Below are 14,342 nucleotides of genomic sequence, written 5' to 3' on the forward strand. Positions count from 1 at the left end.
GAGGTCGGTCCTGCTCTTAGGAATTGGACTGGCGGGGAAGCGGATTGCCGCCAACGCCGACGAAATTGAGGTGAACGTCGGCCGGCATGTCGATCACGGCCCGGAAAACGTCGGTCACGCTCTTGTAGGTGGAAATCGGCATCTGGCGCATGTCATTGCCCTGACGCGCATTGGCCATGTGGAAGCGCATGCCGGTATCGCCCGGCCAGTCGGGCCCCTTGGGGTTGGTGGGGTCCATCATGGCGCCAGCCTGGACGACGGAGACCTTTACGCCTTCCGCAGCCAGTTCCTTGCCCCACATATAGCTCATCATTTCGAGCCCGGCCTTGGTGCCTTCGTAAAGCCACAGCATCGCCAGGCGCAGGTGCACGGATTCGCTGGAGACGTTGATCAGGTGCCCGCCGCCGCGCAGCAGCGGCAGTGCCTCGCGCGCAACGAAGATCGGTCCGACGAAATTGGTCATGGTCATGGCCATGATGGTTTCGTCTGCCGCTTCGCCCAGGTCGAACGGCTGGTAGATCGCGGCATTGTTGATCAGGACGTCGATCTTGGGGAACCGCTCGGCAACTGCGGCAAAGGCTGCGCGGACCGAGTCCGGGTTGCCCACGTCGCAGGCGGCGGCCATGTGCCCATCGCCGATCTCGCCAAGTACGGCTTCCAGCTTGGAAAGCGTACGCCCCAGCAGGATGACGGTATCGCCATCGGCCGCGAGCCGCTTGGCGAGCGCCTTGCCCAGCCCTTCGCCCGCTCCGGTAATTGCAATGATCTTGCCCACGCTAGTCAAATCCTCTCGCGATAAGGCTGTGGCTTCGCAATAAGCCCCCGGACTCTCAAGGGGCAAGCGTATCGCGCAAGCGATTGTTGCCAGACATCAAAGACAAGTCGTTGATGGAAAAGGATTATCGAAATCAGATTGCCTTGCGGGTCAAGTTGGCGCGCATTTGCCGCATCGCGGCCATAAGGGCTTCGCGCTGATCGGCGGAAAGGCCATCCTGCGCCGAATCCATCGTCTCCATCGCCATGGGCCGCATCTGTTCGAGCAAGCCATGCGCCTTGTCAGTCAGGTACAGGCGCCAGGCGCGGCGGTCGGCAGGGTCTGCCCGGCGCTCGACCAGCTGGGCATCCTGCAGGCGGTCCACCATGCGGCCAAGGGTGATCGGTTCAACCTCGAGCATTTCGGCAAGGCCGCCCTGGTTGATCCCCTCGTTCATCGCCAGCAGCGACAGAACCTGCCATTGCGGGCGCGTTACGCCGATAGTGCGCGCCTTCTCGTCGAATGCGCGGCGCATCAGGCGGGCCACCTGGGCCATGAGCATGGCTACGTTCTCGTCCATGACTGGCCAATAATAGCAATGCTCATTATATTCCAGCACAATTCAGGCAGAGCGAAAGCAGCAGGTTTACCCAGATGACTGAGCACAAGGCCAAGAACCCGCCCCCTTTCCAGATCTTCCGCGCGCGCGAGGCGATGGACTTCGAGGAAAGCGGGATGATGCACGGCGAAGGCCCGATCGCCGAGGCCGTGGGCGAGGCAAGCCAGGCGCTGGTCGATGCGGGAATTCTGGAAGGCAGCAAGTTGCGCGTGCTGCTGCGCCGACCGGGCGGCTTCAGCCTGTCCTATGCCTGGTTCAAGAGCGGCTTTCCCCTGCCCCTGCACAGCCATTCCAGCCCGTGCCTCTATTTCATCGTCGGCGGTTCGCTGCGGATCGGCACGCACGAACTTGGCCCGGGTGACGGCTTCTACCTCGATGCCAACATGCCCTATATCTACACGCCCGGCCCGGACGGAGTGGAAGTGCTGGAATTCCGCGATACGGACAGCTTCGACATCCGCCTGCGCGGCCGCAACGTGAAATGGTGGCACAAGGCGCTGGATAAGCTGAAGGTGTCGATGCAGACCTGGTCGCGGCAGACCCGACCGCCCTCGGGCATCGAAATGCCCTAGGTGCGTTCCAGCGTAGCCAGGACCGAAGGAACAAGCTTCGGCAGGTTGACGAAGAGCCCGCCCCGCCCGGCCATGCTGTCATCCAGCCGTTCCAGCCATTCCCTGTCTCCCCACGGCGGTTCGGCCAGGATGGCGCCCGGGATCAGGGCCGCAACCGCCTCGCTGGTTTCGCGCGGATGGTGCAGGTCGGATGCGCCGCTGCGCAGGATCGTTACCGGAATGGTGATCGCTGCAAGCTGGGCCCGCGTGACGCAGGGGATCGGGGCGTCGCCGGGATAATAGGCGTCCGCCCAGCGCCGCATGGTGGCGACGAACCGGTCGCGATCCTGAGACAGCAGGCGATCCCTGTTTGCCGGCCAGCGGGAAAGAGGCTCCTGCCAGCCCGGCAGATCGAGCACGGCCTCCATGCCATGCGTCGCGGCTGCCAGCGCGGCATCGGCGCAGTAGAAGACCGGCAGGGTGGCGATGCCGATGCCACCGCCCGAGAGCCATTGCAGGTGCAGGCCGGAAACGACATCGGGGTGATGGATCGCGGTGACAATCGCCTCGCGCGCGCCGCCCGATGCGGCAACGATCAGCGCCGGCCCCAGCCCCGTTGCGCGCAGCAGGCCGGCAAGAGCATCGGCGTTCTGCCGCGTCTCGCTCTCGCCAGTGAACAAAACCTCGCTCTCGCCGCAATTGGGCCGGTCATGGATCAGGACGCGGCAATCGTGCTGCGCCAGTTCCTCGGCAAGCGCGCGAACCCCAGGCGTATCCTTGGAAAAACGCCCGCCGGGGGTGATCGCAACCGCTCGCGAGCCGTTGCCGATGATCTCGTAAGCGAGAGAGGCGCCGTTGACGTCTGCCCTTGGCACCTCTTTCCCTTTCGCTGCGATCAGCCTTCGGCGGCCAGCCGGTCGCTCGCCAGCTTGCGAAGCTCGGCGGTCTTGATCTTGGCGCTGCCGGTGGTTTCCAGCTCGTCCTCGGCAAAGAACAGCACGCGACGCGGAACCTTGTAGCTGGCAAGCTTGGTCTTGGCGAAGGCCTTGACCTCGTTCTCGCTGACGGTCGCGCCTTCCTGCGGCACCACGCAGGTCACCACCAGTTCGCCGAGCAGTTCGTCTGGCACGCCCACTGTCTTGGCGACCTTGACCCCCGGGCAGTCGCGCAGGTGATCGTCAATCTCGATCGGCGAGACATTGGCCCCGCCGGTCTTGATGATGTCGTTCAGGCGGCCTTCCCAGATCAGGCGGCCGAGCTGGTCGATATAGCCGCCATCGCCGCAGCGCAGGTAGCCCTCGTCATCCAGCGAGTTGGCGAGAGGAATGCCTATATAGCCGAGCATGAGCGTCGGCCCCTTTACCGCGATCTCGCCGCGCTCGCCAATCAGCATGATCGCGCCGGTCATCGGATCGACGATCTTGATCGTTGCCCCCGCCGTGGGAACGCCGTGGGTTCCCTCCGCCAGTTCGCGCGGTGCATTGCTGGGGAAGACGGAAATGAGCGTGAAGGTTTCGGTGTTGCCGAATGCCTGGAAAGGTTCCTTCCAGTCCGTCGTCACCGTGGGATGCTGTGCCAGCGGCCCATCGGCATCGACATAGTGCAGGCTGGAGAGATCGGCCGAACGGTAATTAGGCGCCTCAACCAGCTGGGCCCACTGATGCGGCCAAGCGATGACCATGGTGCCCTTCTCGGCCTGGATGAGGTCCAGGGCTTCGGCAGCATCGAACCAGCGCTGCAGCAGAAGCGAGCCGCCCGAGGACAGCGTACCGCCCAGCGCCATGGCGAAATTGCCCGACCAGAAGAAGCCGTTGGCCGACCAGGTGCGAGGCGGCACCTTGATGTCGTACCACTGTGCCCAGCGCCACAGCTGCAGGCAGACGCCGCGGTGGGCAGAAAGGATGCCCTTCACCTTGCCGGTCGAGCCGGAGGAGAAGAACAGCACGCCGGGATCTGCCGGAGAAACGGCATCGGCGCGCGCTTCGACCAGGGCCGGATCGATGGAATTGCCGGTCGCGAGGAAGCTGGCCCAGCCCTCGATACCGCCAAGGCCTTCGTTGCTGTCGATAATCGCAGCATGGGTGAGGAAGGGCAGTTTGGCCGAAGCAAGGCTGCCGGGCGTTGCCGTGGCGATCGAAGGCTCGATCTCCACCAGCATCTGCGCAAAGTCCTTCTTGAGGACATGGCGTTCAAGCAGCAGCACCGAACAGCCCGATTCCTGCAACACCACTTCCAGTTCGGCAGCGGTGAAGAAGGTGCTGATCGTGCTGGCAATGCCGCCGGCAAGCGCCGTACCGAACACGCAGGAGAGAAACTCCAGCCGGTTCGTGGCAAGCACGCCAACGCGCGTTCCCTTGCCGACACCGCAGGCGACAAGAGCGCGCGCGACTTCCATCGAACGCGCCAGCAGGTCGTCATAGGTCCAGCGCCGGACCTCGTCTCCAAGGTGGATCACCGCCGCTTCGTTCGGGCCGTAACGCCGCGCGATTTCGCGGACATAGGACCCGAGCGTCAGGGCGCCGATGCCGGTTTCTTCCTCGAGCGGCACCCCGCGCGAGATCGAAAGTCCGGCATCGAGATCGATGATCGCGCGCGGCGTGGACATGACCCTCGCCCCTCTATCAGCGGTTGACGTCAACCAGGACGCGGCCGCGGATCTTGCCGGCGACGATGTCATGACCGGCCTGGATTGCGCCCTCGAGGTTCACTTCGTGGCCGATCTTGCTGATCAGGCCGCGATCGAGGTCACGATCGAGGCGCGCCCAGGCCGCCATGCGCGGGCCCTTCGGGCACATCACGGAATCGATGCCGAGCAGCGAAACGCCGCGCAGGATGAAGGGCATGACCGAACCCGGCAGGTCTGCACCCTGGGCCAAGCCGCAAGCCGTCACGAAACCGCGGTACTTGGTCTGGGCGATGGCGTTGCACAGGGTGTGGCTGCCGACCGAATCGACGACACCGGCCCAGGTTTCCTTCTGGAACGGCTTGCCGGGGGCGGAGTATTCATCGCGGTGGACGAATTCCTTGGCGCCCAGCGAGGTCAGATATTCCTTCTCCGACTCATCGCCATAGGAAGCGACGACATGGTAGCCGGCCTTGGCGAGCAGCGCAGTGGCGACCGAGCCGACGCCGCCCGGGGTGCCGGTGACGAGGATCGGGCCATCTTCCGGCTTTACGCCCGCGTTCACCAGCGCATCGACGCTGAGCGCGGCGGTGTAGCCGGCAGTGCCGATGGCCATGGCTTCCTGCGGCGTGAAACCGGCGGGCAGCTTGATCAGCCAGTCGGACTTGAGGCGCGCCTTGGTGGCCAGGCCACCCCAGTGCACTTCGCCCACGCCCCAGCCGTTGAGCAGTACTGTGTCACCGGGCTTGAACTCGTCGGTCTCGCTGGCGCTGACCGTGCCGACCAGATCGATACCCGGAACCATCGGCCAGCGACGCACCACCGGACCGGCGCCCGTGATCGCCAGGCCGTCCTTGTAGTTGATGGTCGAATAGAGCACGTCGATGGTGACATCGCCTTCGGGCAGCGCGCTTTCGTCAAGCTGCTTGAGACCAACGGTCTGGCCGGTTTCGGTCTTTTCGATCAGGATTGCGGTGAACATCTTTCAGGTCCTTGTCTTCGCTCCGGCGCGGGAGCGTGGTCGCGGGAAATTCTGCTGCTCTCAAAGCGGCTTTGCAGGCTGGCTGGCAATGGCCCCGGCCATGCTATCGTCAAGGCGATGCACTGGCCAGCCCGTCAGTCTCTGGCACCGCCTGCCCCCAAAAGCAAACGGCCGGAGGTTTCCCCCCGGCCGCAGCTTTGCGTATCGCTGTGAAGCGGATCAGCGCGAGCCGATCGCGAAGCGGGCAGTGATGCCGAATTCGCGCGGTTCGGTGGTGCTGATGACGCGGTAGTTCGAGACGAGCGTCTGCGGGGTCGCACCGACAGCGGCACGGATGACCGCAGCGCTGGCGTCGCGGCTGGTGACGCGGAACGTGTTGAACAGGTTCTTCACGTAGCCGGTGACTTCCCACGAACCGTCGCTGGCGCGAACGCCGGCGTAGAAGTTCGCCAGAGCGTAGGACTTCACGTCGTCGATCAGGTTCTGCGGGTCGTTCTTGGAATCGCCGTTGAAGTTGACGAGACCGCGAGCGAACAGATCCATGCTGTCGTTCATCGGGTAGTTGTACTCAGCCATCACGTTGCCGCTGAACGGCGCGGTGCGCGAAGCCGACTGGTTGACCGTGCAACGAGCAACCTGGCGGTTCGGATTACCCGTGCCCTGGATTTCGGCAACGGTCGGAACCGGGCCAGCCGAAGCCGGGGTGCAGGGGATCGTCGCGTTCATCTTGCTCTTCGCGTAGGCGGCGTTGAGGCTAAGCATGAAGGCACGCGACGGACGGTAGGTCAGCTCGGCTTCGACACCGTCAACCTTGGCGGGAACCGGAACGGCCAGGCCGCTGACGGTGCGGGTCGGCACGCCGGCGGTCAAGGTCGTGGTCGAGGAGCCCGTGTTCGGGATCACGTAAACCGACGGGGTCGAGAAGATGTAGCCATCGAAGTCCTGGTGGAATGCCGAGACGTTGAGGATCACCTTCTTGTCCATGAAGCTCGACTTGAAGCCGATTTCATAGGACTTCGAACGTTCCGGGTTGTTCTGGGCAACCGACTGCAGCAGCGGATCGACGGCGTTGGCAAGGGTGATGCCCGAGCGCGCGAGGATCAGCGGGGTCGAACCCGAACCGATGCGGAACGAGCTGCCGGCATTGGCATAGACCATGAAGTCGTCGCTGAAGCGGTGCTTGACCGAGGCGTTCCACACCCAGTTCTTGTAGGTGTTGTTCGGACCGTTGGTGTTTTCCTGGTACTTGATGTGACGTGCACCGCCCGAGATTTCGGTCGATTCACCGATGTGCGCGGTCAGGTTGCCGAACAGCGACTGTTCCAGCGTACGGCCACGACGCGGCGTGGCAGAAGCCGAAGTGGTCACGTAGTTGGCCGGAGCAACCGAACCGGTGAACACGGCAGCACCGTAGCTCTGCAGGTCGGTCCACGGCGTCAGCTTCTGGATGAAGCCACCCAGAACGTAATCGAACATGCCGAACAGGCGATCGTCATTCGACAGGCGCCATTCGTGCGTGGTCTGCGTCGTATTCGTGTCCTGCCAGCTGATGGCGTTCTGCGGGTTCGACGAGTAGGTGAACTGCGAAGCCGAATAGTTCGTCGCAACACCCGGGAAGGTGCTGTTGAACACGTCACCCTTGTCCTGCGGGTCGAACGAGATCAGGCGCTGCTTGCTGACGCTGGCGACATAGTCCAGCTTCTGGCCGGCGAAGCGGACGGTCGACTGCCAGTTGAACAGGTCGAAGGTCTGCTTGTTGTCGCGCGGGATGTTGAGCATCGACGCACGATCCTTGGCGGTGATCAGCGTCGAACCAACGGGCAGCGTGCCACCAACGGCGAGGTGTGCCGATTCAACCTGGTCAAAGATCGTGTAGTCCTTGTCGAGGTGGGTGTACGAAGCGTTGATCGTCAGCGCATCGAAAGCCTCGACACGGCCGCTGATGCGGAAGGCCTTGGTTTCGGTCTTCGGCTTCGTGGTGGTCAGGCGGCTGAAGACGCGGTTGCTTTCGTTCTGCTCATACAGACCGGCGACGCGCAGGGCGAAGTGGCCCTGGACGATCGGCAGGTTGACTGCACCCTGGCCGTTGTAGGCGCTGAGGTTGTTGGCAGTTCCGGCAACGTAGCCACCGAACTGGTCAAGGTCGGGGCGGCGGGTGGTGACGGTGATCGAGCCCGACGGCGATGCACGACCGCGCAGGGTGCCCTGCGGACCACGCAGAACTTCGATCTGGCCGACGTCGAACATAGTCTGCAGGACGGCGCCGCCCGAGATCGGGGCGTCGTTCAGGTAGAATTCGACGGTGCCGTTGTTGCCGCTGGCGTTCACGTCGACGGCGAGACCACGGAGCGAGGTCGTCGAACCGGTAACGTTCTTGCCGGGCTCAAGCTGAAGGCCGGGAACGACTGCGGTGATGTCCTTGAACTCGCGAAGGTTCAGCTTCTGGAGGGTGTCGGCGCTAACCGCGTTGACAACCAGCGGAACGTCCTGGACGTCTTCGTCCTTGCGGCGTGCTTCAACGACGATCGGGGTGGTTGCACCCTCTTCTTCCGACGCATCCTGAGCAAATGCCGGGCTGGCGAGCGAAAGGACGCTCACCCCTGCCAGGAAGAGATTACGACTGAAATTCATTACATTTCCTCCAGTTTGAAACTTCATTCGACGGTTAGAAGTACCGTCTTGTCTTGATCTCACCGCTCAGCAGAGCCTGATCGGGTGGAATTATTGGAGAGAGTTGCTTGTCCATTTGCAGGCACGGGCTCGAACAGGGGCAACGAACACCGGGATTACCGCATCAAAATCCGCCTGTGACGCCGCAAAGGCAGCGATGGCTTGATCCGGCGAACCAATAGGCGCCGGCAAGTGCGACAGAACGGAATGAACAATTCACGACATGCTCCTCCCAAAGCTTGCGACGACCGCATAGCCGTTTTCGAGAGGCGCACAACGGCAGCAACATCGCTGAAGCGATTGCGCTGCATTCAGCCTGTTGAATCAGAAGCACTTTGGCAGTTTTAACAGGTGTTTAGCATGCCGAAATGCTAACCCTGCTAAGCACTTAGCAGCTGATTTCGGGAAACCTGTTGCAAAAAAATGACATGCTCACGTTTCTATAAAGCAGCAAAGTTGCCCCATTTACGCGAAGCCTTGTCGCATTAATGCTCAGCCACCGCGGGTGACCGGAATCAGCGCACCGGTGATTGCCCTCGCCTCTTGCGATGCCAGGAACAGGATCACGTCGGCAATCGCCGCCGGCTGCACCCACTGCGAGAAGTCCGCATCGGGCATGTCGGCACGGTTGGTCGGCGTGTCGATGATGCTCGGCAGGACGGCGTTGACCGTAACCCCCTGCCCCGCCAGTTCCTCCGAAAGGGCTTCGGTCAGGCGGTGCACGCCCGACTTGCTCGCTGCATAGGCGCCCATGCCCATGCCGGCCTTGATCGCGGCTCCCGCGCCGATGTTGACGATCCGGCCATTGCCCGAGGCAACCAGCAGCGGGAGTGCCAGCTTGGTGATCGTGGCATTGCTCATCAGGTTCATCGAGGACATCCGTGCCCAGGCATCGAGCGAGCCGCCCTCAAGCGTTTCCCAGGTGAACCCGCCGGCCACGTTGACCAGCACGTCCACCCCGCCCTGCGCTGCGGCAACCTTGTCCAGCGCGGCCTGCGTTGCCGCAGCATCGGTCAGGTCCACGCCGCCGATGTCGAGCGCACCGGCCACGGCACTGTGCGGCGCGGCAGCGAAATCGATGCGGGCAACCTTGTCACCCGCAGCGGCGAAGGCCTCGCTCACCGCCTGGCCGAGGACACCGAAACCACCCGTGACAACTACCGAACGCGCCATGTGCAAACTCCCTGGATCAGGCGAGCGCGGCAACCTCGGCCAGCACCCGCTCGGCATGCTCCTTCCGGCAAATCAGCAGGTCGGGCATGTAGACGTCGCTCTGATTATAGACGAGCGGCGAGCCGTCAATGCGCGAGGCGTGCAGACCATGCGCAATCGCTACGGCGGCGGGAGCACAGGAATCCCATTCGTACTGGCCGCCGGAATGAAGGTAGATATCCGCCTCGCCGCGCACGATTGCCATGGCCTTGGCCCCGGCCGAGCCCATCGGCACCAGTTCGGCGCCCAGCTTTTCGGCCACCTCGGTTGCCTCGCGCGCAGGACGGGTGCGGCTGACCACCATGCGCAGCTTTTCAGGAGCAGGCGGAACCACGCCCGGAGCATCGGTGCGCAGCACCACGCCAAGGCCCGGCAAGCCAACCGCACCGACAGACGGGGCGCCATCGATGGCCAGGCCGACATGGACCGCCCAGTCGGTGCGCGCCTCGCCATATTCGCGGGTGCCGTCCACCGGGTCGATGATCCACACGCGCGAATGGGCAAGGCGCTCGAAGTTGTCCTTTTCCTCTTCGGAAAGCAGTCCATCGTCCGGGCGCTGCTCGCGGATTGCATGGACCAGGAACTGGTTCGCCGTCTGGTCCCCGGCCTTGCCCAGCGCCTTGGGCGAGAACATTCCGGCAGAGCGCACCTCGATCAGCAGGCGGCCGGCCACTTCGGCAAGGTGAACAGCCAGTTCGGCGTCGGTCATGGCAATCCTCTCAGATGGATGCGGCCGGATCGTCAGGCGTGCGGCTGGCGCCCCACTTGATCGAACTCCAGACCCGCTCGTGGAAATAGTAGAGCAGTATCTTGGTGATCACCTCTGTCGAGGCAATCGCCCCGGCCGCCTTAGGGCTGCCGGTGAACAGCCAGCTGAGCAGGAAGGTATCGATCGAGCCGAGTACCCGCCAGCTGACTGCCTTGGCGAAAGAGCGGCCGTGATGTTCATGTCCTTTGAACAGGAACACGGCCGCCCCTTCCCTTGTCGCTTACTTCAGCGGCATCAGCTGGCGGATGATGTGCGCTGCAGCTTCCTGCGGCGTCATCTCCACCGTGTTGACGCGGATCTCCGGATTGACCGGCGGCTCATAGGGGCTGTCGATCCCGGTGAAGTTCTTGAGCTCGCCCGAACGCGCCTTCTTGTAGAGGCCCTTGACGTCGCGCGCCTCGGCCACTTCCAGCGGGGTATCGACGAAGATCTCGATGAACTCGCCATCGGGGATCATCTTGCGCACCATCTCGCGCTCGGCCCGGAAGGGGCTGATGAAGGCGGTGAGCACGATGAGGCCGGCATCGACCATCAGCTTGGCCACCTCGCCCACGCGGCGGATGTTCTCGATGCGGTCCGCCTCGGTGAAGCCCAGGTCCTTGTTCAGGCCGTGGCGCACGTTGTCACCATCCAGCAGGAAGGTGTGGCGGTTCATCAGGTTGAGCGACTTCTCTACCTCGTTGGCGATTGTGCTCTTGCCCGAACCCGAAAGGCCCGTGAACCACAGCACCTTGGGCGTCTGGTTCTTCAGCCGGGCGTGCTCGTTGCGGTCGATATCGGTCGGCTGCCAGTGCACGTTCTGCGCGCGACGCAGGCTGAACTGGATCATGCCGGCGGCAACGGTCGCATTGGTGATCTTGTCGATCAGGATGAACCCGCCCAGCGAACGGTTTTCCGCATAGGGTTCGAAGACGATCGGCTTGTCGGTGGCGATCTGGGCGACGCCGATGGCGTTAAGCTCCAGCGTCTTTACCGCGACGTGCTCCATCGTGTTCACGTTCACCGCGTACTTTGGCTGCTGCACGGTGACCGAAACGGTCTGGGTGCCCAGCTTCAGCCAATAGGCGCGGCCGACGTGGAGCGGCTCGTCATTGAGCCAGACGATGGTGCTTTCGAACTGGTCGGCCGCCTGCGGGGGATTGTCTGCCAGCGCGATGACATCGCCGCGCGAGCAGTCGATTTCGTCGGCGAAGCAGACCGTGACCGACTGGCCGGCAACGGCTTCGTCAAGGTCTCCGTCCAGCGTGACCACGCGCGTGACCGTGCTGGTCTTGCCCGAGGGCAGCACGCGAATGGCATCGCCCGGCTTGACCGAACCGGTGGCGACAAGGCCGGAGAACCCGCGGAAGTCGAGGTTCGGGCGGTTGACCCACTGCACCGGCATGCGGAACGGCTTGTCCTGGTCGGTCGAGGAGAGGACTTCCACCGTCTCGAGGTGCTCGATCAGGCTCGGCCCCTGGTACCACGGCGTATTGTCCGAAAGGCCGGTGATGTTGTCGCCCTTGAAGCCCGAAATCGGCAGCGCGGTGAAGCTTTCGATGCCGATCGACTTGGCGAATTCGGCATAATCCTTCACGATGGCATCGAACACGGCCTGGTCGTAATCGACAAGGTCCATCTTGTTCACGGCCAGCACCAGGTTCTTGATGCCGATCAGGTGGCACAGGTAGGAGTGGCGGCGGGTCTGGACGAGCACGCCCTTGCGCGCATCGATCAGGATCACGGCAAGGTCGGCGGTCGATGCGCCGGTGATCATGTTGCGGGTGTACTGCTCGTGGCCCGGGCAGTCGGCGACGATGAACTTGCGCTTCTCGGTGTTGAAGAAGCGATAGGCGACGTCGATGGTGATGCCCTGCTCGCGTTCGGCGGCGAGGCCATCGACCAGCAGCGCGAAGTCGATCTCCTGGCCCTGCGTGCCGACCTTCTTCGAATCCGCCTGAAGCGCGTCGAGCTGGTCTTCGAAGATCATCTTCGAATCGTAGAGCAGGCGGCCGATCAGCGTCGACTTGCCATCATCGACCGAACCGCAGGTGATGAACCGCAGCATGGTCTTGTGCTGGTGCTGGTCGAGGTAGGCGTCGATGTCCTCGGCGATGAGCTTGTCGGTTACGTAGACCGGATCGTTCTGGATATCCGACATCAGAAGTACCCCTGCTGCTTCTTGACTTCCATGCCGGCGCCGCCGGCGTCCTTGTCGATGGCGCGGCCCTGGCGCTCGGAGGTGGTGGTCAGGAGCGTTTCCTGGATCACCTCGGGCAGGGTCTTGGCCTGGCTCTCCACCGCACCGGTCAGCGGGTAGCAGCCGAGCGTGCGGAAGCGGACCGAACGCATCACCGGTTCTTCGCCCGGCTTCAGCGGGAAGCGCTCGTCATCGACCATGACCAGCATGCCGTCGCGCTCGACGGTCGGGCGCTTGTCGGCGAAGTAGAGCGGGACGATGGGAATGTCGTTTAGATGGATGTACTGCCAGATATCGAGCTCGGTCCAGTTCGAGATCGGGAAGACGCGGATTGATTCACCCTTGTTCTTCTTGGCGTTGTACAGGTTCCACAGCTCGGGGCGCTGGTTCTTCGGGTCCCAGCCGTGGCTGGCCGTGCGGAACGAGATGATGCGCTCCTTGGCGCGGCTCTTTTCCTCGTCGCGGCGCGCACCGCCAAAGGCGGCATCGAAGCCCCACTTGTCGAGCGCCTGCTTCAGGCCTTCGGTCTTCCACATGTCGGTGTGGAGCGGGCCGTGATCGAACGGGTTGATGCCGCGTTCGGCCGCTTCTGGGTTATGGTAGACAAGCAGCTCCATGCCCGAAATCTCGGCCATCTTGTCGCGCAGCTTGTACATTTCCTTGAACTTCCACGTCGTATCGACGTGCAGCAGCGGAAACGGCGGCGGGCTGGGATAGAACGCCTTGCGCGCAAGGTGCAGCATCACGGCGCTGTCCTTGCCTACGGAGTAGAGCATGACCGGCCGTTCGGCCTCTGCCACCACTTCGCGGATAATATGAATTGCCTCGGCCTCTAGGCGTTCGAGGTGAGTTAGGGTCTTGCGGGACAAGTCGCTCACAGGTCCTCTCCGTTGCTGTCTGCGCGCCTTCCTGACTCAAGGCCCTTGACGTCTATACTCCCATATGGGAGCAAAACGCATGGCACTCGCTCCGGTCGATGAAACCAACCTGTTGCTGCCCCTGTTCGACGGGCTGTTCGAGAAGCCGTTGTGGGAAACCTTCCTGCGCCGGCTGGCGCAGCGCACCGGGGCGGACCGCGTGCGCATGACGATCAGCAACCCCGCCTCGCCCGGCCAGCAGCCCTTGCAGCGGCGCGTCGTTGCCGACCGGCTGGCGGAAGATCCGGGCGAACCCGAGGCTTTCGACAGCAGGGTCTACAACGTGCTGCGCCCCAATCGCGTCTATGCGCTGGAGGAGATCCGCGAATTCGACCGACCCGCCGAAAGGGCCACTCAGGACGCGGCCCTTGCTGCCGCCCGCATCGGCGATGCCCGCCTGATCCGCATCAGCGGACGCGGCGATATCGAGGCGTGGATCGTCCTGCTGCACGAACGGCCGACCTTCGGCGCGGTGGACAGCGCGCTGCTGACCGCTCTGGCCCCGGCCGTATCGACCGTGCTGGCGCTGTTCGCTGCAATCGGCGGCCTGCGCCTGCGCGCCGATGCCTATCGCGAGACGCTTGACCTGCTCGGCATCGACCAGGCCGTGCTCGATCGGGATGGCCAGCCGCTGGGCATCGATCCCAACCCGCCTGCCCTGCCCGTTCCCGCTTTCGCAGAGGATTGCACAGCCCTGTCTGCCGCGCCGGCGGGCGAGCGCCGGATCGTGCAGGGCAAGGTGCTGCTGCGCCCGTCCGGGCTGCACCGCGAGGGGCTGACCCACCCCGCAGCGGCCATTGCGACATGGCGGACCGGCCGACTGCCCGAGCCGCGCGATGCGGCCCGCGTGCTGATGCAGGAGCACGGCCTTTCCGCCCGTGAAGCTGCCCTTGCCGAGGCGCTCAGCCGGGGCGTGCCACTGATTGAGGCAGGCCGCGCCCTGCAACTGACCGACGAGACGACGCGCAACTATTCCAAGCGCATCTACGCCAAGACGGGCACCAGCGGGCAGGCAGACCTTGTCCGGCTGGTGCTGACGGGGCTGGCTCCGCTGGCCTAGCCCCGC

General features: G+C 63.7%; 13 protein-coding genes. 2 read left to right on the top strand and 11 right to left on the bottom strand.

Annotated elements, in window-relative coordinates; all coding sequences use genetic code 11:
• Positions 1-16: 16 nt before the first annotated feature.
• Positions 17-775: an SDR family oxidoreductase gene (locus C0V78_RS04225; protein WP_101796577.1), complete on the bottom strand. Its 759-nt coding sequence runs from the start codon at positions 773-775 to the stop codon at positions 17-19.
• Positions 776-908: 133 nt separating this feature from the next.
• Positions 909-1,334 (bottom strand): MarR family winged helix-turn-helix transcriptional regulator, encoded by a 426-nt coding sequence (locus C0V78_RS04230; RefSeq protein ID WP_216822155.1) that lies wholly within the window; start codon positions 1,332-1,334, stop codon positions 909-911.
• A 74-nt stretch (positions 1,335-1,408) separates the two neighbouring features.
• On the opposite strand from C0V78_RS04230, the gene C0V78_RS04235 reads away from it, so the two are divergent.
• Positions 1,409-1,945, top strand: coding sequence for a cupin domain-containing protein (locus C0V78_RS04235; protein ID WP_101796578.1), 537 nt, complete (start codon positions 1,409-1,411; stop codon positions 1,943-1,945).
• Here C0V78_RS04235 and C0V78_RS04240 read toward each other — a convergent pair.
• From C0V78_RS04240 to cysD, 9 genes are all read right to left on the bottom strand, one after another.
• Complete coding sequence (locus tag C0V78_RS04240) at positions 1,942-2,799, bottom strand: alpha/beta fold hydrolase (protein WP_101796579.1); 858 nt, start codon at positions 2,797-2,799, stop codon at positions 1,942-1,944. The two genes, C0V78_RS04235 and C0V78_RS04240, sit on opposite strands and share 4 nt — an antisense overlap.
• A gap of 20 nt (positions 2,800-2,819) precedes the next feature.
• On the bottom strand, positions 2,820-4,529 hold the full coding sequence (locus C0V78_RS04245; protein ID WP_101796580.1) for a class I adenylate-forming enzyme family protein: 1,710 nt from the start codon (positions 4,527-4,529) through the stop codon (positions 2,820-2,822).
• Positions 4,530-4,545: 16 nt separating this feature from the next.
• Positions 4,546-5,529 carry an MDR family oxidoreductase gene (locus tag C0V78_RS04250; protein WP_101796581.1) on the bottom strand — a complete coding sequence of 328 codons (984 nt, stop codon included), beginning with the start codon at positions 5,527-5,529 and terminating at the stop codon, positions 4,546-4,548.
• Positions 5,530-5,748: 219 nt separating this feature from the next.
• Complete coding sequence (locus tag C0V78_RS04255) at positions 5,749-8,160, bottom strand: TonB-dependent receptor (protein ID WP_158241461.1); 2,412 nt, start codon at positions 8,158-8,160, stop codon at positions 5,749-5,751.
• Positions 8,161-8,691: 531 nt separating this feature from the next.
• On the bottom strand, positions 8,692-9,372 hold the full coding sequence (locus tag C0V78_RS04260) for an SDR family NAD(P)-dependent oxidoreductase (protein ID WP_101796583.1): 681 nt from the start codon (positions 9,370-9,372) through the stop codon (positions 8,692-8,694).
• A gap of 16 nt (positions 9,373-9,388) precedes the next feature.
• Entirely contained in the window at positions 9,389-10,120 is a 732-nt protein-coding gene (locus C0V78_RS04265) for a 3'(2'),5'-bisphosphate nucleotidase CysQ (RefSeq protein WP_101796584.1), read from the bottom strand.
• 10 nt (positions 10,121-10,130) lie between these two features.
• Entirely contained in the window at positions 10,131-10,379 is a 249-nt protein-coding gene (locus C0V78_RS04270) for a DUF2061 domain-containing protein (RefSeq protein ID WP_101796585.1), read from the bottom strand.
• Between the two features lie 21 nt (positions 10,380-10,400).
• Positions 10,401-12,320, bottom strand: a complete 1,920-nt coding sequence (cysN, locus tag C0V78_RS04275; RefSeq protein ID WP_101796586.1) for a sulfate adenylyltransferase subunit CysN — start codon at positions 12,318-12,320, stop codon at positions 10,401-10,403.
• Positions 12,320-13,228 carry a sulfate adenylyltransferase subunit CysD gene (gene cysD / locus C0V78_RS04280; RefSeq protein ID WP_101796587.1) on the bottom strand — a complete coding sequence of 303 codons (909 nt, stop codon included), beginning with the start codon at positions 13,226-13,228 and terminating at the stop codon, positions 12,320-12,322. Before cysD ends, cysN begins: the two co-directional genes overlap by 1 nt.
• An 88-nt stretch (positions 13,229-13,316) precedes the next feature.
• On the opposite strand from cysD, the gene C0V78_RS04285 reads away from it, so the two are divergent.
• On the top strand, positions 13,317-14,336 hold the full coding sequence (locus tag C0V78_RS04285; protein ID WP_101796588.1) for a LuxR family transcriptional regulator: 1,020 nt from the start codon (positions 13,317-13,319) through the stop codon (positions 14,334-14,336).
• Positions 14,337-14,342: the final 6 nt, after the last annotated feature.

This window comes from Novosphingobium sp. TH158 (assembly GCF_002855555.1).
Taxonomy (GTDB): domain Bacteria; phylum Pseudomonadota; class Alphaproteobacteria; order Sphingomonadales; family Sphingomonadaceae; genus Novosphingobium.

What these genes read in the sequence shown, in the direction of transcription:
- C0V78_RS04260 (WP_101796583.1), bottom strand. Translation starts at nt 9,372, where the DNA reads ATGGCGCGTTCGGTAGTTGTCACGGGTGGTTTCGGTGTCCTCGGCCAG.
- cysN (WP_101796586.1), bottom strand. Translation starts at nt 12,320, where the DNA reads ATGTCGGATATCCAGAACGATCCGGTCTACGTAACCGACAAGCTCATC.
- C0V78_RS04255 (WP_158241461.1), bottom strand. Translation starts at nt 8,160, where the DNA reads ATGAATTTCAGTCGTAATCTCTTCCTGGCAGGGGTGAGCGTCCTTTCG.
- C0V78_RS04235 (WP_101796578.1), top strand. Translation starts at nt 1,409, where the DNA reads ATGACTGAGCACAAGGCCAAGAACCCGCCCCCTTTCCAGATCTTCCGC.
- C0V78_RS04245 (WP_101796580.1), bottom strand. Translation starts at nt 4,529, where the DNA reads ATGTCCACGCCGCGCGCGATCATCGATCTCGATGCCGGACTTTCGATC.
- C0V78_RS04285 (WP_101796588.1), top strand. Translation starts at nt 13,317, where the DNA reads ATGGCACTCGCTCCGGTCGATGAAACCAACCTGTTGCTGCCCCTGTTC.
- C0V78_RS04265 (WP_101796584.1), bottom strand. Translation starts at nt 10,120, where the DNA reads ATGACCGACGCCGAACTGGCTGTTCACCTTGCCGAAGTGGCCGGCCGC.
- C0V78_RS04230 (WP_216822155.1), bottom strand. Translation starts at nt 1,334, where the DNA reads ATGGACGAGAACGTAGCCATGCTCATGGCCCAGGTGGCCCGCCTGATG.
- C0V78_RS04250 (WP_101796581.1), bottom strand. Translation starts at nt 5,529, where the DNA reads ATGTTCACCGCAATCCTGATCGAAAAGACCGAAACCGGCCAGACCGTT.